Annotated in this window: 16 protein-coding genes and 3 tRNA genes; all 19 read left to right on the forward strand. The window is 70.2% G+C overall.

Annotation, left to right across the window (positions count from 1 at the left end; translation table 11 throughout):
• Positions 1-33: 33 nt before the first annotated feature.
• The 19 genes from GA0070618_RS14020 (at position 34) to GA0070618_RS14110 (ending at position 19,560) form a co-directional block, all read left to right on the forward strand.
• Positions 34-2,562, forward strand: a complete 2,529-nt coding sequence (locus GA0070618_RS14020; protein ID WP_088982036.1) for a putative bifunctional diguanylate cyclase/phosphodiesterase — start codon at positions 34-36, stop codon at positions 2,560-2,562.
• Positions 2,563-2,669: 107 nt separating this feature from the next.
• Positions 2,670-2,742, forward strand: a tRNA-Thr gene (locus tag GA0070618_RS14025).
• 26 nt (positions 2,743-2,768) lie between these two features.
• A tRNA-Met gene (locus GA0070618_RS14030) sits at positions 2,769-2,841 on the forward strand.
• A 129-nt stretch (positions 2,842-2,970) separates the two neighbouring features.
• Positions 2,971-3,138, forward strand: coding sequence for a 50S ribosomal protein L33 (gene rpmG / locus GA0070618_RS14035; protein WP_013288652.1), 168 nt, complete (start codon positions 2,971-2,973; stop codon positions 3,136-3,138).
• Positions 3,139-3,251: 113 nt separating this feature from the next.
• Entirely contained in the window at positions 3,252-3,698 is a 447-nt protein-coding gene (locus tag GA0070618_RS14040) for a MaoC family dehydratase N-terminal domain-containing protein (RefSeq protein ID WP_088982037.1), read from the forward strand.
• Between the two features lie 34 nt (positions 3,699-3,732).
• Positions 3,733-4,125, forward strand: coding sequence for a MaoC family dehydratase (locus GA0070618_RS14045; RefSeq protein WP_088985516.1), 393 nt, complete (start codon positions 3,733-3,735; stop codon positions 4,123-4,125).
• A gap of 128 nt (positions 4,126-4,253) precedes the next feature.
• Positions 4,254-4,326, forward strand: a tRNA-Trp gene (locus GA0070618_RS14050).
• Positions 4,327-4,534: 208 nt separating this feature from the next.
• The gene (gene secE, locus GA0070618_RS14055) at positions 4,535-4,927 is read left to right on the forward strand and encodes a preprotein translocase subunit SecE (protein WP_088982038.1); all 393 of its coding nucleotides are present in this window, start codon (positions 4,535-4,537) and stop codon (positions 4,925-4,927) included.
• Between the two features lie 29 nt (positions 4,928-4,956).
• On the forward strand, positions 4,957-5,679 hold the full coding sequence (gene nusG / locus GA0070618_RS14060; protein WP_088982039.1) for a transcription termination/antitermination protein NusG: 723 nt from the start codon (positions 4,957-4,959) through the stop codon (positions 5,677-5,679).
• A 188-nt stretch (positions 5,680-5,867) separates the two neighbouring features.
• A complete protein-coding gene (rplK, locus tag GA0070618_RS14065; RefSeq protein ID WP_088982040.1) occupies positions 5,868-6,299 on the forward strand; it encodes a 50S ribosomal protein L11 in 432 nt (143 codons plus the stop codon).
• A gap of 83 nt (positions 6,300-6,382) precedes the next feature.
• Positions 6,383-7,099 (forward strand): 50S ribosomal protein L1, encoded by a 717-nt coding sequence (gene rplA / locus GA0070618_RS14070; protein WP_088982041.1) that lies wholly within the window; start codon positions 6,383-6,385, stop codon positions 7,097-7,099.
• 75 nt (positions 7,100-7,174) lie between these two features.
• Positions 7,175-8,140 (forward strand): ATP-binding cassette domain-containing protein, encoded by a 966-nt coding sequence (locus GA0070618_RS14075; RefSeq protein WP_088982042.1) that lies wholly within the window; start codon positions 7,175-7,177, stop codon positions 8,138-8,140.
• Positions 8,137-8,829: a hypothetical protein gene (locus tag GA0070618_RS14080; RefSeq protein WP_088982043.1), complete on the forward strand. Its 693-nt coding sequence runs from the start codon at positions 8,137-8,139 to the stop codon at positions 8,827-8,829. The genes GA0070618_RS14075 and GA0070618_RS14080 overlap by 4 nt, the downstream gene beginning before the upstream one ends.
• A 346-nt stretch (positions 8,830-9,175) precedes the next feature.
• Complete coding sequence (gene rplJ / locus GA0070618_RS14085; RefSeq protein WP_088982044.1) at positions 9,176-9,721, forward strand: 50S ribosomal protein L10; 546 nt, start codon at positions 9,176-9,178, stop codon at positions 9,719-9,721.
• Positions 9,722-9,775: 54 nt separating this feature from the next.
• Positions 9,776-10,165: a 50S ribosomal protein L7/L12 gene (rplL, locus tag GA0070618_RS14090; RefSeq protein ID WP_088982045.1), complete on the forward strand. Its 390-nt coding sequence runs from the start codon at positions 9,776-9,778 to the stop codon at positions 10,163-10,165.
• Positions 10,166-10,738: 573 nt separating this feature from the next.
• Complete coding sequence (rpoB, locus tag GA0070618_RS14095; RefSeq protein ID WP_088982046.1) at positions 10,739-14,179, forward strand: DNA-directed RNA polymerase subunit beta; 3,441 nt, start codon at positions 10,739-10,741, stop codon at positions 14,177-14,179.
• An 87-nt stretch (positions 14,180-14,266) separates the two neighbouring features.
• Positions 14,267-18,160: a DNA-directed RNA polymerase subunit beta' gene (locus tag GA0070618_RS14100; RefSeq protein ID WP_088982047.1), complete on the forward strand. Its 3,894-nt coding sequence runs from the start codon at positions 14,267-14,269 to the stop codon at positions 18,158-18,160.
• 105 nt (positions 18,161-18,265) lie between these two features.
• The gene (locus GA0070618_RS14105) at positions 18,266-18,634 is read left to right on the forward strand and encodes a hypothetical protein (protein ID WP_088985517.1); all 369 of its coding nucleotides are present in this window, start codon (positions 18,266-18,268) and stop codon (positions 18,632-18,634) included.
• Between the two features lie 500 nt (positions 18,635-19,134).
• A complete protein-coding gene (locus GA0070618_RS14110; RefSeq protein ID WP_088985518.1) occupies positions 19,135-19,560 on the forward strand; it encodes a hypothetical protein in 426 nt (141 codons plus the stop codon).
• The last annotated feature ends 401 nt before the right edge of the window (positions 19,561-19,961 follow it).

A 19,961-nucleotide genomic window follows, 5' to 3' on the forward strand; every position in this document is an offset into this window, starting at 1 on the left:
GCCCGTTCGAGACACGAGTAACGAGGGAGCCGGATGACGAGCGCTCGCCCGTCGTCGCGCAGATCGACTGACCAGGCCTGGCTGATCACCGGTCCGCTGGCCCTCTTCGCGGTCGTCTGCTCCGTCGCCCTCGCCCTCGTGTCGGACCCGTCGCCGGGTAACCCGATACTGACGCTCACCCTGCTGGTCGTGATGGTCGCGGCCGGCACGCAGGTGCTGCACTTCGTCATCCGCCGGCAGGGACTCACCTTCACGATCAACGAGATCCCGCTGGTTCTCGCCTTCTTCTGGCTGCCGCCGCTGACGGTGGTCGCGTTGAGCGTGGCGGCGGTGCTGATCGTCCAGTTCCGCCGCCGGATCTCGCCCACCAAGCTCTGGTTCAACGTCTCCAAGGCCGGCGCCTCGGTGTCGCTGGCCGGCCTGGTGCTGGTCGCGCTGCCGCCGCTGGAGGGCGTGGGCCCACACACCTGGCTGTCCCTGTTCGGCGCGGTCAGCGTGCACACCCTGGCCTCGCTGGCGGCGGTCGGCGGGGTGATCTCCCTGATGCACGGCTGGCAGGCCGGGCGGGAGGTGGTCCGCACCGCCGGTGCGCCCCTGCTGACGTCGGGGATAAACGTGGTCATGGGCCTGGTGGTCCTGATCGCGATCGAGACCACCTGGTGGGCACTGGTGCTCATCGCGGTGCTGGCGTTCGCGGTGGTCCTGGTTTACCGCTCCTACGCGCAGTTCTTCCGCCAGCACCGCACCCTCGGTGACATGTACGAGCTGACCCGGGCGATGACCGCCAGCGGCCAGGACGGCACCCTGATCGACGTCCTGCTCGCCCGGATCCGCAAGCTCATGCAGGCCGAGTACGCCACGCTCTGGCTGCCCGCCCAGGGCCGGCACTCCGAGGTCATGCTCACCGCCCGGGTGGACACCCCGGGTCTGCTCGACGTCGCCCCCACCCCGGTGGTGGTGCGGGAGGAGGCCCGCCGGGAACGGCGGACCCTGGTCTGGGGCGCCCGCCTCGACGGGGACGACCGTCTGGGGGCCGCCCTGCGCGGCAGCGGCGTGAAGGACGTCATCACCGTGCCGCTGCGCTCGGGCCAGGCGGTGATCGGCACGCTCGAGGTGGTCAACCGGCTCAGCGACGCCGGCCACTTCACCCCGGACGACATCCCCGTCTTCGAGACGGTGGCCGCGCACGCCGCGGTCGCCCTGGAGAACTCCCGGCTGGTCGACCGGCTCCGGCACGACGCGTACCACGACGGGCTGACCAAGCTGCCGAACCGGCGGCGGATCGCCGACGCGCTCGGCGAGGCGGTCCGGATCCGTGCCCCGGGTGAGGTGGTGGCCGTCCTCCTCTTCGACGTCGACGGGCTGCGCCAGGTCAACGAGTCCCTCGGCCACGCCGCCGGGGACAAGGTCCTCGCCGAGGTCGCCGAGCGGCTGCGCGCGTCGGCCCCCTCGTCGGCCCTGGTCGGCCGGCTCGGTGGGGACGAGTTCCTGCTCACCCTCCGGGTGGAGAGCGCCGACGCGGCCCTGGAGTTGGCCACGCGGCTGCGCGAGCAGATCCGCGACGAGATGGTCTTCGAGCCGCTCACCCTGGACGTGGATACCGCGGTCGGGGTCGCCGTCCACCCGGACCACGGCAGCGACGCGGCGACCCTGCTGCAACGGGTGGAGTTGGCGGCGACCGCGGCGAAGTCCATGCCGGGCAGCATCCAGCTGTTCCACCCGGCGCTGGAGTCCCGGTCGCTACGCCGTCTCGGCATCGCCGGTGACCTGCGACAGGCCCTCGAAGAGGGCGGGGTCGAGGTCTACTTCCAACCCAAGGTGACCCTGCGCGACCGGCGACTGGTCGGGGTGGAGTGCCTGGCCCGCTGGGAGCACCCGGCGCACGGCTCGGTCACGCCGGAGGACTTCGTCGCGGTGGCCGAGCACACCGGCCAGCTCGGCCGGCTCACCGAACTGGTGCTCCGGGAGGGGCTGCGGCGCAGCCGGGACTGGACGCACGCCGAGCAGCCGCTCTCCGTCGCGGTCAACCTCTCCGCGCGTACGCTCACCGACCGGCACTTCCCCGACCAGGTGCGCGAGCTGCTGGACGAGTACGGCGTGCCGCCGCAGCGCCTCACCTTCGAGATCAGGGAGACCGGGGTCCTGGACGGCACCGACCGCCCGATCCCGACCCTGCGCCGTCTGCGTGACCTCGGTGTCCGCCTGTCGGTGGACGACTTCGGCACCGGTTCCTTCTCCCTGGCCTACCTGCGCCGGCTGCCGGTGCACGAGGTGAAGGTGGACCGCTCCTTCGTCCAGGGCATGGCGACCGATCCGGGCGACCTGGCGATAGTCAACGCCGTGGTGACCCTCTCCCAGCAGTTCGGCCTGGCGGTGGTGGCCGAGGGGGTGGAGAGCGAGCTGACCCTGGAACTGCTCCAGGACATCGGCTGCGACATCGGCCAGGGTTTCCTGTTCAGCCGTCCCCTGCCGTACGAGCGGCTGGAGGCGTGGTTCGGGGCCCAGGCGGAGGTCGAGTCGCTGCCCACCGCGGACGTACGCCGTCTCCGTGTAGTGCCCTGACCTGCGCCGATGCCCGTCGCGGCGGGGATGGGGGGATCCGATTTCACCTCCCGGGCTCCGCCGTGTACTGTTACCCCTGCGCGACGCCCTCCGGGGTGATCGGGTAGGCCCCCTTAGCTCAGTCGGCAGAGCGTCTCCATGGTAAGGAGAAGGTCTACGGTTCGATTCCGTAAGGGGGCTCAGAGGGTCCGGCTGGACCCGCCTGCGGCGGTGTAGCTCAGATGGCAGAGCAAGCGGCTCATAATCGCTGTGTCGCCGGTTCAAGTCCGGCCACCGCTACTCTCGTCCTCCGGGCCGATGTCCGGTGGCCGGTGAACGGGCGCCAATGGCGCCCACTTTGCGTGTCCGCGTAGTCAGCGCGTAGGCTACTACGCCGTAGTTGATCCTTAGCGAGGAAGGCACTCCGCCGTGGCGAAGGCTACCGATGTCCGGCCGAAGATCACTTTGGCGTGTGTGGAGTGCAAGGAGCGCAACTACATCACGCGCAAGAACCGCCGTAACGACCCGGACCGCATCGAGCTGAAGAAGTTCTGCCCCCGGGACGGCAAGCACACCGTCCACCGCGAGACCCGCTGACCCGGCGGCCGGTTCCGCCGGCCGGTCCACTCAGCTTCCGACGCCGATCCGGCGCGCACGGCTTTCGCCCGTGCGCGCCGGATCGGCGTTTTTCGTCCGTGTAGGTTCTCCGCATGTCACTGGACCCGTCCTTCGTCGGCCGGAGCTACCCGCCGACCGCCTCCTACCAGGTGGGCCGAGAGAAGATCCGTGAGTTCGCCACGGCGATCGGCGCCACCGACCCGGCCTACCACGACCCGGAGGCCGCCCGGGCCCTCGGCCACCGCGACGTGGTCGCCCCGCCGACCTTCCCGGTGACGATCACCATGGCGGCGAGCCGCCAGATCGTCGACGACCCGGACCTGGGGGTCGACTACAGCCGGGTCGTCCACGGCGACCAGCGTTTCGCCTACACCCGCCCGGTGGCCGCCGGGGACGAGCTGGTCTGCGTCAACCACGTCGAGGCGATCGACAACCGGGGCGGGCACGGCTTCCTGACCATCCGGACCGAGGTCTCCACGGTGGCCGACGAGCCCGTGGTCACCGTCTGGACGAAGCTCGTCGTGCGCGGGGAGGACTGAGATGGACACGGTGACCGACACGGGGAAGGCCCGGATCGAGCTGCCCGCCCAGACGTACCGGATCACCCGGGCGGACCTGGTCCGCTACGCGGGCGCCTCCGGCGACTTCAACCCCATCCACTGGAGCGACCGCTTCGCCACCGGCGTGGGACTGCCCGGGGTGATCGCGCACGGGATGTTCACCATGGCGCTGGTCGGGCGGGCGGTCACCGAGTGGGCCGGCGCGCCGGACGCGGTGGTCGACTACAACGTCCGCTTCACCCGTCCGGTGGTCGTGCCGGACGACGACGAGGGCGCCGAGATCGAGGTCACCGCGAAGGTGCGGGAGATTACCGAGGACGGGCTCACCCGCCTCGACCTGACCGCCACCTGCAACGGCGAGAAGGTCCTCGCCCAGGCCCGGGCGACCATCCGCGCACCCCGCTGACCTGCGTTTCGACCCGCCAGGGGCAGACCGGTTGGGAAAGTCGACCCACTACCCGTACACTGGTCCGCCGTGGGGCAAGTGACCCCTGCACCGTCCTGCGTGTCGGTGCGGGGTGAGCGATGCCGCACAGGGGTGTAGCTCAATTGGCAGAGCAGCGGTCTCCAAAACCGCAGGCTGCAGGTTCAAGTCCTGTCACCCCTGCGCCTCAGGCCTGACCGTTTCGTGGGCTGCGCCGCCTGCCGGCGGCGTTCGGCCCGCGGTGGTGGCATCGGCAGGATGGCTCCGAGGCATCGGGCCCTTCGGCTGATCCGCCGGCCGCGGCCCGTCGCGGGACGGTTGGTCCGGCCGGCGTGACCAGCGCCGCGCACGTCCGACAACGTGCGACCCGACATCCGCGACGGAGGGCGAAGTGGCCGACAACAAGCGCCGCGGCGAGGACGCCGGCGACGACCGTCTCGACGACGAGACCGTCGAGAGCGTCGCCGACGACGAGGACGCCAACGACGCGGAGGAGCCGGTCTCCCGGGGCGGGACCGCGACCCGGTCGCGGACCAAGGCCGACTCGGCCGACAGTAAGCCGAGGACCAAGTCGGACGACAAGGTCGGGTTGTTCGGACGCTTCGCGCGGTTCATCCGCGAGGTCGTGGCCGAGCTGCGTAAGGTCATCTGGCCGACCCGTAAGGAGCTGCTGACCTACACCGCGGTGGTGGTCGCGTTCGTGACGGTGGTCACCGCGCTCGTCGTCGGACTCGACTTCGTGTTCGCCAAGGGTGCGCTGGTGGTCTTCGGCGGATCCAGCTGACCAAGCGATAGTGACGGAAGTGAGCGAGCGTGCCTGAGTACGACGAGACCGCCGGACCCGCGGACGAGCAGTCCTCGGTGGTGACGGCGGCGGGTGACGAGTCGGTCGAGGCCGCCAGCGAGCCGGAGTTCGCGCTGACCGAGCCGGCCCCCGAGGAGGACTTCGACCCGGTTGCCGAGCTGCGGCAGAAGCTGCGTTACGCGCCGGGCGACTGGTACGTGGTGCACTCCTACGCGGGCTACGAGAACAAGGTCAAGACCAACCTCGAGACCCGGATCACGTCCCTCGACATGGAGGACTACATCTACCAGGTCGAGGTGCCGACCCGGGAAGAGGTCGAGGTCAAGAACGGCAAGCGCCTCCAGGTCCAGAACAAGGTCTTCCCGGGCTACATCCTGGTCCGGATGGAGCTCACCCCGGAGTCGTACTCCTGCGTCCGCAACACCCCGGGCGTCACCGGCTTCGTGGGGGCGACCGACCGGGCCGACCGCCCGGCCCCGCTCTCCCTCGACGAGGTGCTGAAGTGGCTGGCCCCGGCGGTGGAGACCGAGCAGAAGAAGGCGAAGCCCGAGGTCAAGGTCCTCGACTTCGAGGTCGGCGACTCGGTCACCGTCACCGACGGCGCGTTCGCCTCGCTGCCGGCCACGATCAGCGAGATCAACGCCGACCAGCAGAAGCTCAAGGTGCTGGTGTCGATCTTCGGCCGGGAGACCCCGGTGGAGCTGAACTTCAACCAGGTCACCAAGATCTGACGCGGCGTCCGGGGCGGTGGGCAATGGCCCGCCGCCCCGTGCCGTACCCCGTCGCCGGCCCTCGCCGCACGGGGTGACGGCGGCCTGCGCTACCCTAGAACGTCGCCCCGCTCTGTCGTGCTGACCGTGCGCGCATCGAACGGGACGCGCCAGCATCACTTTTCCCGTTCCAAGCCCCAGGAAGAGACATGCCTCCGAAGAAGAAGCTCGTCAAGACGTTCACGCTTCAGCTGCCGGCGGGCCAGGCCACTCCGGCGCCGCCGGTCGGCCCCGCGCTCGGCCAGCACGGCGTGAACATCATGGAGTTCTGCAAGACCTACAACGCGCAGACCGAGTCGCAGCGGGGCGACATCGTCCCCGCCCAGATCAGCGTGTACGAGGACCGGTCCTTCACCTTCGTGCTGAAGACCCCGCCCGCCGCCCGGCTGCTGATCAAGGCCGCCGGCGTGCAGAAGGGTTCCGGCGTGCCGCAGAAGGACAAGGTCGGCTCGGTCACCCGTGCCCAGCTGCGCGAGATCGCCGAGAAGAAGATGGCCGACCTCAACGCCAACGACATCGACCAGGCTGAGAAGATCATCGCCGGCACCGCCCGGTCGATGGGCATCATCGTCAACGACTGACCTCGGCGACCCGACACCAGACCCGTTCGTGGGAGGGCGCACGATGCACGGCGCCCGCCAGAGACCACAGGAGTAGTCAGAACATGCAGCGCAGCAAGAGCTACCGCAAGGCCGCCGAGGTCATCGACCGGTCGAAGCTGTACACCCCGGCCGAGGCGGTCAAGCTCGCCAAGGAGACCGCCGCCGTCAAGTTCGACGCCACGGTCGAGGTCGCCATGCGCCTCGGCGTCGACCCGCGGAAGGCGGACCAGATGGTCCGGGGCACGGTCAACCTGCCGCACGGCACCGGCAAGACCGCCCGCGTGATCGTCTTCGCCGCCGGCGCAAAGGCCGAGGAGGCCGCCGGCGCCGGTGCCGACGAGGTGGGCACCGACGAGCTGGTCGCCCGGATCCAGGAGGGCTGGCTGGACTTCGACGCGGCCATCGCCACGCCGGACCAGATGGCCAAGATCGGCCGGATCGCGCGGATCCTGGGCCCGCGCGGTCTCATGCCGAACCCGAAGACGGGCACGGTGACCATGGACGTCGCCAAGGCCGTCACGGACATCAAGGGCGGCAAGATCGCCTTCCGGGTGGACAAGCACTCGAACCTGCACCTGATCATCGGCAAGGCGTCCTTCTCGGAGACGCAGCTGATCGACAACTACGCGGCCGTCCTCGACGAGGTGCTGCGGGTCAAGCCGTCGGCTGCCAAGGGCAAGTACCTCAAGAAGGTCACCCTCACCACCACGATGGGCCCGGGCGTTCCGGTCGACCCGAACCTGGTGAAGAACCTGCACGAGGCCTCGGCCGAGGGCTGACGAACACCCGATCGGGGCGTCGCCACCGTTGGTGGCGGCGCCCCGATTCGTGTCTTCTGTGGCAGGCTCGTCGGCATGCGGCTGGAGAACGTCTCGGTGCGCTACCACCGGCGGGGCCCGTGGGTGCTGCGGCAGGCGAACGCACAGGTCGAGCCGGGCGAGGTGGCCGTCGTGCTCGGCCGCAACGGAGCCGGCAAGTCCACCCTGCTCCAGGTGGCGGCCGGGGTGCTCCGTCCCACCCGTGGCCGGGTCGTCGACCGCCCCCGACACGTCGGCTGGGTGCCGGAGCGGTTCCCCGCCGACCAGCCCTTCACCGTGGCGTACTACCTCACCGCGATGGCCCGGGTCGCCGGGCTGTCCGCCGCCGAGGCGGACCGGGCGGTCGACGAGTGGACGTCCCGGCTGGGCATCGCCGGCTTCCGGCGGGTTCGCCTGACCGACCTGTCGAAAGGGACGGCGCAGAAGGTGGGCCTGGCGCAGGCGATGCTCCGGCTGCCCGGCCTGCTGGTGCTCGACGAGCCCTGGGAGGGGCTGGACGCCGCCGCCCGCGACCTGGTGCCGCTGGTGGTCGACGAGGTGCTCGCCGCCGGCGGTCGGGTCCTGGTCAGCGACCACCGCAACGAGACGCTCCGGCTGCCCGGAGCGCGACACTGGACGGTCGCCGACGGCACGGTGACCGAGCGCGCCGGCGAGTCGGAGGGCATGGTCGTGGTCGAGGTGGCGGTGCCCGCCGCGCGGGTCACCGGCACCGTCGCCCGGTTGCGCGCCGCCGGCCACCAGATCCTGCGGGTACGCACGCCTGAACCGGCCGGGGACGGCCCGGAAGCGGGGCGTGAGTGCCTGCCGACGACCGGAGCCGGGACGACGCCCGACGCCGGGCCGACGGGGGACGTGGTCGAGCCGGACGACGGGGCGGCCGGCGACGGCAACCGGGCGACGGTCGACGCCCCGGTGCCGGACGTCGGGGTGGGGTCGGATGCCGGGGTGGGGCCGCGCCGACCGGCGGACGGCACCACTGTCCCGGACGGGGTGGCCCGGTGACCGCGTTGGTCCGGCTGCGGCTGGCGGGCTTCCTGCGTACCGGCCGGATTCTCGCGCCCCTGCTCGCCGGCCTGGTCGTGCTCGGGGTCCTCTACGGCGGGGGCCGCGCCCAGCCGGCCGAGGCGTACGGCGTCTCGGCGGTGGTCCTCTTCCCGGTGCTGGCCTGGCAGACCAAGCTGCTGCTGGACGTGGAGCCGGACGTGCAGCGCCGGATGGCGTTGGTGACGGTCGGCAGCCGTCGCCGGGAGCAGGTGGCCGGTCTGGTCGCCGCCACGGTGGTGGCGCTCGGCACGGTGGCGTTGGCGTTGCTGCTTCCGTGGCCGCTGGGCGGGCTGGCCGGCCCGGTGGCCGCCGACGACCGGCCCCTGCCGGTGGGGATCGCGCTGGGACTCTGGGCCCACCTGATCGCCGTGCCGGCCGCCGTGGCGCTCGGCGCGCTGGCCAGTCGCGCCTGCGTCGGCAGCACCGGGTACAGCGTGGCGGTGCTCGCCGTCGGTTCGGTCGTCGCGGTGGTGTTCGGTCGTTCCGGCTCGGCGCTGCCGTGGCTCGCGCCGCCGGTGATGCCGACCGCGCGGGCCACCGCGGCCGGGGTGGCGATGCCGGCGGCGCTCCTGCTCACGGGTTGGGCGGTGCTCTGGAGCGGGGTGGTGCTGGCCGGCTACGCCTGGCGTCGCCGGCTGCGGGGCTGAGGCCGCCGGGGTGACCGAGCCCACGCCGGGCCGATTTGGCGGTGGGGGAGGGGTCGCGTAGTCTTCCGGTGTTATCCAGAGTAATTTGGATGAGGTACCACCCAGAGACCGCTGGTCACCGTGCTCAGGCACGGTCGAAGGTCCCGCGAATGACGGGCGACCCGCGTAGGGCGGCAAGCGAAAACCGGTTCGTTGGCACGTGGTCCGCCGACTGCGTCCTGATCTGCCGGCCCTCGCCCCGTGCGCCCTGCGCCGGGGCTTTTCTCGTTACCCGCGATTCCTCCGCCACCACCGACGCCTTCCGGCTTCGTTGGTGACCAGCCTGGCGCAACGAGAGAGGAGGGACATGGCGGACAAGCCGATCCGGGCCGACAAGGCCACGGCCGTCGCCGAGCTGACCGAGCAGTTCCGGGGCGCCGGCGCCACCGTGCTGACCGAGTACCGCGGCCTCACGGTCGCCCAGCTGACCCAGCTGCGGCGTTCGCTGGGCCGGGAGACCACCTACACGGTCGCCAAGAACACGCTGGCCAAGCGCGCCGCGACGGACGCTGGCATCAGCGGCCTCGACGAGCTGTTCTCCGGTCCTACCGCGCTGACTTTCGTTTCGGGCGACGTCGTCGAGGCGGCGAAGGGGCTTCGCGACTTCGCGAAGGCCAACCCGAAGCTCGTCATCAAGGGCGGTGTCTTCGAGGGCAAGGCCATCTCCGCGGCCGAGGTCACGAAGCTCGCCGACCTGGAGTCCCGTGAGGTGCTGCTGGCCAAGCTGGCCGGCGCGATGAAGGGCAACCTGAGCAAGGCCGCGGCCCTGTTCCAGGCCCCGCTGTCGAAGACCGCCCGTCTGGCGGCTGCTCTGCAGGACAAGCGCGAGAAGGAGGGCGCCGAGGCGGCCTGACGGCCTCCCGGCACCCCGGTTCGATCTTCCGTAGATTAGGAAAGGACGCCAGCCATGGCGAAGCTCAGCACCGACGAGCTGCTCGACGCGTTCAAGGAGATGACGCTGATCGAGCTCTCCGAGTTCGTGAAGCAGTTCGAGGAGACCTTCGAGGTCACCGCCGCGGCCCCGGCCGCGATGATGGTCGCCGGCCCGGCCGGTGGCGGCGCGGCCGCCGAGGCCGAGCCGGAGAAGGACGAGTTCGACGTCGTCCTCGAGGCCGACGGTGGCAAGAAGATCCAGGTCATCAAGGTCGTGCGTGAGCTGACCGGCCTGGGCCTGAAGGAGGCCAAGGACGCCGTCGAGGGCGCCCCGAAGGCCATCCTGGAGAAGGTCAACAAGGAGACCGCCGAGAAGGCCAAGGCCAAGCTCGAGGGTGAGGGCGCCAAGGTCACCCTCAAGTGACCTGAGTGCCTCGACGGTGCCCCGGTTCACGTGAGCTGAGGCACACGACAGCACATGACGGGCGGTGATCCCAGCACGGGATCACCGCCCGTCGCCGTTCGGTCACCTGATGGCAATGCGGGTGAGCTGGGCTTTGGCTCCGGTGCCCGGTGACGCAGCGGTGTCGGGCGGTCGCACGGCGGTGGGAAAGAGGGCTCCGGAAGGTGATCAGCCCTTGACGCGACCCTGCCCGGGCAGGCACGCTGACACCTGCAAGACCTTCCACGCTTGCGACGGCCACGCCCGGGGTAAGGGCTGCGGCGGCACCATGCCGCAGCAGACCGGGTGGTCCAGCGGGAGCGCCGCGTTCCGAGCGGCCCGGTAGACCCCGTTTCGGGGGGTCCCGAGGCACGTTCCGCGGCGACCTGCGGGGTGGGCTGGACAGCGGTTAGCCTTTCGGCTACACTGCTAGTTTGCGCTGCCTTCCGATCTCGACCCCTGCTCGGAATGTCCAATTATGGGTGTTTCTGGTGGGGTCATTGGAGTGCACGCGTACCAGCCGTTCTGCAGCACCGGTCCTCGGAAGGACGCATCTTGGCAGCTTCCCGCCCTGCGAAGACCAGTCGTACGTCGAGCGCTTTCGCTCCCCGCCGTGTCTCATTCGGCAGGATCACCGAACATCTCGAGGTCCCCAACCTCCTCGCCATCCAGAACGAGTCCTTCGACTGGCTCGTCGGCAACGAGGCCTGGCAGGGCCGGTCGGCTGACGACCCGCACGCACGCTCGGGTCTCGCGGAGATTCTCGACGAGATCAGTCCCATTGAGGACTTCTCCGGCACCATGTCGCTCTCCTTCTCGGCGCCGCGCTTCGACGAGGTGAAGGCCTCGATCGAGGAGTGCAAGGAGAAGGACCTGACCTACTGCGCGCCGCTCTTCGTGACCGCGGAGTTCACCAACAACACCACCGGCGAGATCAAGAGCCAGACGGTGTTCATGGGTGACTTCCCGATGATGACGCCGAAGGGCACCTTCATCATCAACGGCACCGAGCGTGTGGTCGTCAGCCAGCTCGTCCGGTCGCCGGGCGTCTACTTCGACAAGCAGCCGGACAAGACCTCCGACCGCGACCTCTCCAGCGTCAAGGTCATCCCGAGCCGGGGTGCCTGGCTGGAGTTCGACATCGACAAGCGCGACACCGTGGGTGTCCGGATCGACCGTAAGCGCCGGCAGGCCGTCACCGTCCTGCTCAAGGCGATCGGTTGGTCGGCCGAGCAGATCCGCGAGCGGTTCGGCTGGTCCGAGCTGATGATGACCACCCTGGAGAAGGACCACATCGCCGGCCAGGACGAGGCGTTGTTGGACATCTACCGGAAGCTGCGCCCTGGCGAGCCGCCGACCCGGGAGAACGCCCAGACCCTGCTCGACAACCTCTTCTTCAACCCGAAGCGGTACGACGTCGCCAAGGTCGGTCGGTACAAGTTCAACAAGAAGCTCGAAGTCCAGGTGCCGATCACCACCGGCACGCTGACCGAGGACGACATCGTCGCCACCGTGGAGTACCTCTGCCGGCTGCACGCCGGTGAGGAGGGCTACGAGGCCGACGACATCGACCACTTCGGCAACCGTCGCCTGCGTACCGTCGGCGAGCTGATCCAGAACCAGGTCCGGGTCGGCCTCTCCCGCATGGAGCGGGTCGTCCGCGAGCGGATGACCACCCAGGACGTCGAGGCGATCACGCCGCAGACCCTGATCAACATCCGCCCGGTGGTGGCGGCGATCAAGGAGTTCTTCGGCACGTCGCAGCTGTCCCAGTTCATGGACCAGACCAACCCGCTGGCGGGCCTGACCCACCGGCGCCGGCTGAGCGCGCTCGGCCCGGGTGGTCTGTCCCGGGAGCGGGCCGGCTTCGAGGTCCGGGACGTGCACCCGTCGCACTACGGCCGGATGTGCCCGATCGAGACGCCGGAAGGCCCGAACATCGGCCTGATCGGCGCGCTCTCCACCTTCGCCCGGGTCAACCCGTTCGGCTTCATCGAGACGCCGTACCGGAAGGTCGTCGACGGTCGGGTCACCGACCAGATCGACTACCTGACCGCGGACGAGGAGGACCGGTTCGTCAAGGCCCAGGCGAACGCGCCGTTGCTGGCCGACGGCACCTTCGCCGAGGACCGGGTCCTGGTCCGCCGTAAGGGCGGCGAGACCGAGGACGTCGCGCCGTCGGCCGTGGACTACATGGACGTCTCGCCGCGGCAGATGACCTCGGTCGCGACCGCGATGATCCCGTTCCTCGAGCACGACGACGCCAACCGGGCCCTGATGGGCGCGAACATGCAGCGTCAGGCCGTGCCGCTGGTCAAGGCGGAGTCGCCGCTGGTCGGCACCGGCATGGAGTACCGTGCCGCGGTCGACGCCGGTGACGTCGTGGTGGCCGAGGTCGGCGGTGTGATCGAGGACCTCTGCGCCGACTACATCACCATCCACCAGGACGACGGCCACCGCCGGACGTACCTGCTGCACAAGTTCCGCCGCTCCAACGCCGGCTCCTGCGTCAACCAGAAGCCGGTGGTCTTCGAGGGCGACCGCGTCGAGGCCGGCCAGGTCATCGCCGACGGTCCGTGCACCGACGAGGGCGAGATGGCGCTCGGGCGCAACCTGCTCGTGGCGTTCATGACCTGGGAGGGCCACAACTACGAGGACGCGATCATCCTGTCGCAGCGCCTCGTGCAGCAGGACGTGCTCACCTCGATCCACATCGAGGAGCACGAGGTCGACGCCCGGGACACCAAGCTCGGCCCGGAGGAAATCACCCGCGACATCCCGAACGTCAGCGAGGAGATGCTCGCCGACCTCGACGAGCGCGGCATCATCCGGATCGGCGCCGAGGTCGTCCCCGGCGACATCCTGGTCGGCAAGGTCACCCCGAAGGGCGAGACCGAGCTGACCCCGGAGGAGCGGCTGCTCCGCGCGATCTTCGGTGAGAAGGCGCGCGAGGTCCGGGACACCTCGCTGAAGGTGCCGCACGGCGAGACCGGCACGGTCATCGGCGTCCGGACCTTCTCCCGCGAGGACGGCGACGAGCTGCCGCCGGGCGTCAACGAGCTGGTCCGGGTCTACGTCGCCCAGAAGCGGAAGATCCAGGACGGCGACAAGCTCGCCGGCCGCCACGGCAACAAGGGCGTCATCTCCAAGATCCTGCCGGTCGAGGACATGCCGTTCCTGGAGGACGGCACCCCGGTCGACATCGTGCTCAACCCGCTCGGTGTGCCGGGCCGGATGAACATCGGTCAGGTCCTGGAGACCCACCTCGGCTGGGTCGCCAAGACCGGCTGGAACGTCCAGGGCGACGACGCCGACTGGAAGCGGGCGCTGCGTTCGATCGAGGCCGCCGAGGCCGAGCCGGACACCAACGTGGCCACCCCGGTCTTCGACGGTGCCCGCGAGGAGGAGATCTCCGGTCTGCTCGCGTCGACCCTGCCCAACCGGGACGGCAAGCAGCTGATCGGGTCCAGTGGCAAGGCGCAGCTGTTCGACGGTCGTTCCGGCGAGCCGCTGCCGGACCCGATCGCGGTCGGCTACATCTACATCCTCAAGCTGAACCACCTGGTCGACGACAAGATCCACGCTCGGTCGACCGGCCCGTACTCGATGATCACGCAGCAGCCGCTGGGTGGTAAGGCGCAGTTCGGTGGCCAGCGGTTCGGTGAGATGGAGTGCTGGGCCATGCAGGCCTACGGCGCGGCCTACGCGCTCCAGGAGCTGCTGACCATCAAGTCCGACGACGTCCTGGGCCGGGTGAAGGTCTACGAGGCGATCGTCAAGGGCGAGAACATCCCCGAACCGGGCATCCCGGAGTCGTTCAAGGTCCTGCTCAAGGAGCTCCAGTCGCTCTGCCTCAACGTCGAGGTGCTCTCCTCCGACGGTGTGGCCCTGGAGATGCGCGAGACCGACGACGAGGTGTTCCGGGCGGCGGAGGAACTCGGCATCGACCTCTCCCGCCGTCCCAACGAGGGTGTGAGCAGCGTCGACGAAGTCTGATCGGGCCGGGTGCGGCGGCGTGAGCCCGCCGCCGCACCCGATCCGCCGAACCATCAACCGAGCTGACTTGATGTGAGGGATAACCAAGTGCTCGACGTCAACTTCTTCGACGAGCTGCGCATCGGCCTCGCTACCGCCGACGACATCCGGCAGTGGTCCCACGGCGAGGTCAAGAAGCCTGAGACGATCAACTACCGCACCCTGAAGCCGGAGAAGGACGGGCTCTTCTGCGAGAAGATCTTCGGTCCTCAGCGGGACTGGGAGTGCTACTGCGGCAAGTACAAGCGGGTCCGGTTCAAGGGCATCATCTGTGAGCGCTGCGGCGTCGAGGTGACCCGCTCCAAGGTGCGTCGTGAGCGCATGGGGCACATCGAGCTGGCCGCCCCGGTGACCCACATCTGGTACTTCAAGGGCGTGCCGAGCCGGCTGGGCTACCTGCTGGACCTCGCCCCCAAGGACCTCGAGAAGATCATTTACTTCGCCTCGTACGTGGTGACGAGCGTGGACGCCGAGTCGCGTCACCGTGACCTCTCCACCATCGAGAACGAGATCCTCGCCGAGAAGCGGCAGTCGGAGAACAGCCGCGACTCGGAGATCGAGAAGCGGGCCGCCAAGCTCGAGGCCGACCTGGCCGAGCTGGAGGCCGAGGGTGCCAAGGCGGACGTCCGGCGCAAGGTCAAGGAGGGCGGAGAGCGCGAGATGCGCCAGATCCGCGACCGGGCCCAGCGCGAGATCGACCGTCTGGACGAGGTGCTCGACACCTTCCGCAAGCTGGAGCCGAAGCAGCTGGTCACCGACGAGCTGCTCTACCGCGAGCTGCGGGACCGGTTCGGCGAGTACTTCACCGGCGGCATGGGCGCCGAGGCGATCAAGGCGCTGGTCCAGAACATGGACCTCGACGCCGAGGCCGAGAACCTCCGCGAGATCATCCGCTCCGGCAAGGGGCAGCGGAAGATCCGGGCGCTCAAGCGCCTCAAGGTCGTCGCCGCGTTCCTGAACACCCGCAACTCGCCGCTCGGCATGGTGCTCGACTGCGTCCCGGTGATCCCGCCGGACCTGCGGCCGATGGTGCAGCTCGACGGTGGCCGCTTCGCGACCTCCGACCTGAACGACCTGTACCGCCGGGTGATCAACCGGAACAACCGCCTCAAGCGACTGATCGACCTCGGCGCGCCCGAGATCATCGTCAACAACGAGAAGCGGATGCTCCAGGAGGCCGTCGACGCGCTGTTCGACAACGGCCGTCGCGGTCGTCCGGTCACCGGTCCGGGCAACCGGCCGCTGAAGTCGCTCTCCGACATGCTCAAGGGCAAGCAGGGCCGGTTCCGGCAGAACCTGCTCGGTAAGCGGGTCGACTACTCCGGCCGTTCCGTCATCGTCGTCGGCCCGAAGCTGAAGCTGCACCAGTGCGGCCTGCCCAAGCAGATGGCGCTGGAGCTGTTCAAGCCGTTCGTGATGAAGCGGCTGGTCGACCTCAACCACGCGCAGAACATCAAGTCCGCGAAGCGGATGGTCGAGCGGCAGCGGCCGGTCGTGTGGGACGTGCTGGAAGAGGTCATCGGCGAGCACCCGGTGCTGCTCAACCGGGCGCCCACCCTGCACCGACTGGGCATCCAGGCGTTCGAGCCGCAGCTCGTCGAGGGCAAGGCCATCCAGATCCACCCGCTGGTCTGCACCGCGTTCAACGCCGACTTCGACGGTGACCAGATGGCGGTGCACGTGCCGCTCTCCGCCGAGGCGCAGGCCGAGGCGCGGATCCTGATGCTGTCGTCGAACAACATCCTCAAGCCGGCCGACGGCAAGCCGGTGACCATGCCCACCCAGGACATGATCATCGGTCTGTACCACCTCACCCACTACACCCCGGGTGGCAAGGGCGAGGGTCGGGCGTTCAGCTCGGACGCCGAGGCGCGGATGGCCTTCGACAACGGTGAGCTGCACCTCCAGTCGCCGGTGCGGATCCGGCTGCGCGGCGTCACCGATGTCGACAACGGCGCCGGGGCCGAGCCGTGGGTCGCGCCGGAGGGCTGGGTCGAGGGCGAGCCGCTGATCGTCGACACCACCCTCGGCCGGGTGCTGTTCAACGAGACCATGCCGGTCGGCTACCGCTTCGTGAACTACGAGGTGCGCAAGGGGCAGCTCTCGGCGATCGTCAACGACCTCGCCGAGCGGTTCCCGAAGGTGGCCCTCGCGGCCACCCTCGACGGGCTCAAGGAGGCCGGTTTCCACTGGGCCACCTGGTCCGGCGTGACCATCGGCATGGAGGACGTCGTCACCCCGCCGAGCAAGCAGGAGATCCTGGCCCGGTACGAGAAGGAAGCCGACCGGATCGACAAGCAGTACCAGCGTGGCCTCATGACCGGTGAGGAGCGCCGCGGCGAGCTCATCGAGATCTGGACCAAGGCCACCAACGAGGTCGCCAAGAACCTGGAGACCTCGCTGCCCCGGGAGAACCCGCTGTGGAAGATGATCCACTCGGGTGCCCGCGGTAACCTGCTCCAGCTCCGGCAGATCGCCGCGATCCGTGGCCTGGTGGCCAACCCGAAGGGCGAGATCATCCCCCGGCCGATCAAGTCGAGCTACCGGGAGGGTCTGTCCGTACTGGAGTACTTCATCTCCACGCACGGCGCCCGGAAGGGTCTGGCGGACACCGCGCTGCGGACCGCCGACTCGGGTTACCTGACCCGTCGTCTGGTGGACGTCTCGCAGGACGTCATCATCCGCGAGGAGGACTGCGGCACCGACCGGGCGATCCCGATGCAGGTCGGCGAGCGGATCGACGGCACGCTGGTGGTGCACGAGCACGCCGAGACCGGCGTGCACGCCCGGACCCTGGCCGACGACATCAAGGGGCCGGACGGCACCATCGTCGTCGAGCGGGGCGCAGACCTGAACTCGATCCTGGTCGACAAGATCGTCGCCGCCGGGGTGGAGAACGTCCGGGTGCGCAGCGTGCTCACCTGCGAGTCGAAGCTGGGCGTCTGCGGTGCCTGCTACGGGCGGTCGCTGCCCACCGGCAAGACGGTGGACATCGGCGAGGCCGTCGGCATCATCGCCGCCCAGTCCATCGGTGAGCCGGGTACGCAGCTGACCATGCGTACCTTCCACACCGGTGGTGTCGCGGGTGAGGACATCACCCAGGGTCTGCCGCGTGTCACGGAGATCTTCGAGGCCCGGGTCCCGAAGGGCAAGGCGCCGATCGCCGACACCCCCGGCCGGATCCGGATCGAGGACGGCGAGCGTTCGCGGAAGATCATCGTGATCCCGGACGACGGCAGCGACGAGATCGTCTACGACAAGATCTCGAAGCGGGTCCGGCTGCGGCCGGGCGTGCACGACGGGGGCCACGTCGAGGTCGGCGAGAAGCTCACCGAGGGCACCATCGACCCGCACGAGCTGCTGCGTATCCTCGGCCCGCGCGCGGTCCAGGTCCACCTGACCCAGGAGGTCCAGGAGGTCTACCGCTCGCAGGGTGTGCTCATCCACGACAAGCACATCGAGATCATCATCCGCCAGATGCTCAAGCGGGTGACGGTCATCGACTCCGGCTCGACCGAGTTCCTGCCGGGTGTGCTGGTCGACCGGGCGCTGTTCGAGTCGGAGAACCGCCGACTCGTCTCCGAGGGCGGCGAGCCCGCCGCCGGACGTCCGGTGCTGATGGGTATCACCAAGGCGTCGCTGGTCACCGACTCGTGGCTGTCGGCGGCCTCCTTCCAGGAGACCACCCGGGTGCTGACGGACGCGGCGATCCACGCCCGCAGCGACTCGCTGATCGGCCTGAAGGAGAACGTGATCATCGGTAAGCTCATCCCGGCCGGTACGGGCATCAGCAAGTACCGCAACGTCCGGGTGGAGCCGACCGAGGAGGCGAAGGCCAAGGTCTACTCGATGACCGGCTACCCGGAGACCGACTACGGCTTCGGGCCGGCCAGCGGCCAGGCGGTGCCGCTGGACGACTTCGACTTCGGGTCGTACCGCTAGTAGTGCCACGACGAGGCCCCCGGCACCCGCCGGGGGCCTCGTCGCGTACCGGGGCGTCGGCCTCCGCCGACACCCCGACGGGCGGGTCGGGGCATGATGGAGGGCATGACGACGGCGCCCGGGCAGTCACCCGCCGTGCGTCAGGGCCTGCGCCATCCGCTCGACCCTGACCCGGCCCGCTCGACGAAGGCCCGGGCGGTGTTCGCCCTCGGGCTGATCGCCGCGCTGACCGGCCTCTTCCTCGGCGGTGTCGTGCCGGCGACCGTGGCACTGCAACTTTCCCGGCAGGCCCGCCGGGAGGCGTACGCCTCGGGGGGTTTCCTGACCGGCGGGGCCTGGCTGCGCCAGGGGGAGCGGCTGGCCTGGATCGGTCTGGGTCTGGCCACGGTGACCGTGGTGCTCGCCGTGGTGTACGGCCTGGTCCGGCTCGCGGAGGCGCCCTACTCCCAGGACTTCGCCCCGAACGTCAACTGACCCGGCCGTGCCGGGCGGCGTCCCGGCGGTAGCCTGAGCCCGGTACCCGCCGCGCGGCGGTGGCCGGTGCCCGTCGACAGGAGGACCCATTGACCGAACCGGTGCAGCCGTCGGCGGACGCCCCGGCGCAGCCGGCGGTGACTCCCGACGCCGGCCCCTCTGCCAGCCCTGCCTCCGCCCCAGCGGCCCTGACCTCCGATCCCGCCGCCGGGCCGGTCCCCGTCCCGCCGGCGACCCCGGGAGCCGACCCCTCCGGCAGCCCGGCCCCGGTTCCGCTGACGGCGGCCCCGGAAGCCGCCCCGGTCCCCGTCCCGCCCGCCGGGACGCCGGCCGCCGACCGGTCGGCCGCGGCTCCGGTCCCGCCGTCGGTTGGGGTCGACGCCGCCCCCGTGGGGAGTGGTGTGGCTCCGGGGCCGGCTCCGGCGCACCCCGGTCCTGTCGGCGGGCCGTTCCCCTCGCCGTTTCCACCGCCGGGCCCGGTCGGGCATCCGGGCCGGCCCGTGCCGCCGCCGCCCCGGGAGGCGGTGCTGCCGCCCAAGCGGATCGACCCCGTCCCCGGTACGCCGTTCGGCGTGGCCCACCTGGAGGTGCCCCCGGTCACCTCCGGCCTCGCGGTGGGCTCGCTGGTCGCCGGCATCATCTCGATCCTGGTCTCCCTGGTGGTCGGCTGCTTCGGCCTGGCCGGTGCCGCCGGAGGCTGGGGGGCGTGGGCCGCCGGAGCGTTCACCCTGCTGGGTGTGCTGACCGGGGCCGGGGCGGTGGCCGCCGGCCTGCTCGGGGCCCGGCAGATCCGCCGGCCGGTGGTGCCGCCGGGGGTCCGGTTCACCGGCCGGGGGCTGGCCGTCGCGGGGATCAGCTGTGGCGCGACCGGGCTGGCGCTCAGCCTGCTCGGGCTCGGTGTGGCGGTGCTCGTCCAGTTCGCCTGAGGCCGGTGCGGGGTCGCCGGGCCGGGACGCGGGGTAGCCGTTACACTTGTTACCCGTAGATGCCCGACGCGGACGGGCAGGTCGTCGGGAGCCGGGGGAGCGGGTACGCATTCCTACCGGACCACCCCGTTTTGACCTGCACGCTTGTGGTAGGTACTCTTTCCCCTTGTGCCCGGCCAGCCCGGGCAACTCGTGCGTGCGCTGGATCCGGCGACCCGGTCGTTGGGCAGCAGCACCACAGAGCCACAACACCTGGCGAGCGGGCGACCGTGTGCCAGGGACACACCCGGTGCGGCGCGCGCGTCGGCACCGGAAACCGTGAGTTGAGCGACACGCCCGACCGCGGGTGCCGGGACCTCCGAGAGGTGGCCCTGGTCGGAATGTAGGAGAGTCGTCCATCA

It is taken from the genome of Micromonospora echinospora (assembly GCF_900091495.1).
GTDB lineage: Bacteria > Actinomycetota > Actinomycetes > Mycobacteriales > Micromonosporaceae > Micromonospora > Micromonospora echinospora.

What these genes read in the sequence shown, in the direction of transcription:
- GA0070618_RS14020 (WP_088982036.1), top strand. Translation starts at nt 34, where the DNA reads ATGACGAGCGCTCGCCCGTCGTCGCGCAGATCGACTGACCAGGCCTGG.
- GA0070618_RS14040 (WP_088982037.1), top strand. Translation starts at nt 3,252, where the DNA reads ATGTCACTGGACCCGTCCTTCGTCGGCCGGAGCTACCCGCCGACCGCC.
- rplK (WP_088982040.1), top strand. Translation starts at nt 5,868, where the DNA reads ATGCCTCCGAAGAAGAAGCTCGTCAAGACGTTCACGCTTCAGCTGCCG.
- rplA (WP_088982041.1), top strand. Translation starts at nt 6,383, where the DNA reads ATGCAGCGCAGCAAGAGCTACCGCAAGGCCGCCGAGGTCATCGACCGG.
- GA0070618_RS14075 (WP_088982042.1), top strand. Translation starts at nt 7,175, where the DNA reads ATGCGGCTGGAGAACGTCTCGGTGCGCTACCACCGGCGGGGCCCGTGG.
- rplJ (WP_088982044.1), top strand. Translation starts at nt 9,176, where the DNA reads ATGGCGGACAAGCCGATCCGGGCCGACAAGGCCACGGCCGTCGCCGAG.
- rplL (WP_088982045.1), top strand. Translation starts at nt 9,776, where the DNA reads ATGGCGAAGCTCAGCACCGACGAGCTGCTCGACGCGTTCAAGGAGATG.
- GA0070618_RS14105 (WP_088985517.1), top strand. Translation starts at nt 18,266, where the DNA reads ATGACGACGGCGCCCGGGCAGTCACCCGCCGTGCGTCAGGGCCTGCGC.